Origin of the sequence: Streptomyces sp. NPDC059696, from assembly GCF_042733745.1 — a bacterium.
Taxonomy (GTDB): domain Bacteria; phylum Actinomycetota; class Actinomycetes; order Streptomycetales; family Streptomycetaceae; genus Streptomyces.
The window spans coordinates 1-1,153 of record NZ_JBHWFG010000127.1 but is presented as its reverse complement, the minus strand read 5'-3'; the positions used below and the strand labels follow the sequence as shown (position 1 = coordinate 1,153).

Below are 1,153 nucleotides of genomic sequence, written 5' to 3'. Positions count from 1 at the left end.
ACCAGTTCAACAGAGCCATCGAAGCGGTTCCGCACCGTTCCGGTCAGCAGGAGTTCGTCTGCCTTACGGGCCGTCCAATAGCGGAAACCTACGCCTTGGACTACGCCGGAAATCCGCGCGGTGAGCCTGCACTCGTCGCTAGCCATGGACCCACCTTAACGAATCCCGCCCTCGTACGCCCCTCCCCAGGTACAAGGCTGGGTTGAGCGGACGAGGGCGGGATCCGTGCGCCGGAAAAACTAGCTCACCACGATGTCCCGTGTGGCGTTGTTATATGTGATGGTGACCGGGCCGCCGTCGTGGTTCAGCTCGTGGTTGGCACCATCGCGGGCGCCGAACGCACCGTAGTTCTCGTCCCATGAGCGGTTGAGGGCGATCTTGTAGGTGTAGAAACCGGCAGGCAACTCTGCAGTCAAAGTCCACAGCTGGACCAGCGGGTTGAACTCCATCTGCGCCTCGTCATACTGCGGAGCCCAGTCCTCGGCCGCACCCAGGAGCTTGTTGAAATCACCCGCAATGGCAACGGCTTCCGGCTGCGGCAGCGTTTCGACGGCGGGGGCAGCGGCCTTCTTGACGGGTGCCTTTCGGGTGGTGGCCTTCTTGGCGGTGGGCTCGGCCTTCACAGCGGCGGCCTTCTTCGGGGCTGCCGCCCGCTTGGCCTTGGGCTTGGCCGGCGGGGCAGTCGGGACGGCGACGTCGGCCGGGACGGGAGTGCCGGCGTCGAGCGCTTCCGCGAAAGCCGAAACGTCCGGGAAGGCGACGGTCGCGCGCAGACCATCATCCGGGATGGTCCAGCCCGAGCGGCCCTTCACCAGCCAGCCAGCTTTGACCAGCTTGGCCGAGGCCGTGGTCAGGTTCTTGTGGCCGCGCGGAATGCCACCGCTCAGCAGTTCGGCTTCATGGGCGTCGAACGGCACGCGGACGGTTGCCTCAGCCAGCACTTCACCGGCGTTCAGCATGGCCCCGGACCACACGCCTTCGGCCAGGATGTCCAGTACGGCCTTCAGACGAAGGTTGGTGTTCTCGGCGGTGCTCGCGCCCATGCTTCTCCTTCAACGGTGGATACTCACCCAGCAGTTTGCCAATGATTTGTTAATTCCGGCGACTGCAAAAGGTAAACACCGTGTGTCGTGACCGAGTGTGACATTCGTGA

Annotated in this window: 2 protein-coding genes; both read right to left on the bottom strand. The window is 64.0% G+C overall.

All coding sequences use genetic code 11. The annotated features are described in order from the left end of the window. Positions 1-146: acylphosphatase (locus ACFV20_RS37065; protein WP_385665554.1), on the bottom strand; the 146-nt coding region annotated here is incomplete at its 3' end. Positions 147-239: 93 nt separating this feature from the next. Continuing rightward, positions 240-1,043 (bottom strand): hypothetical protein, encoded by an 804-nt coding sequence (locus tag ACFV20_RS37060; RefSeq protein WP_385665551.1) that lies wholly within the window; start codon positions 1,041-1,043, stop codon positions 240-242. Between the last annotated feature and the right edge of the window lie 110 nt (positions 1,044-1,153).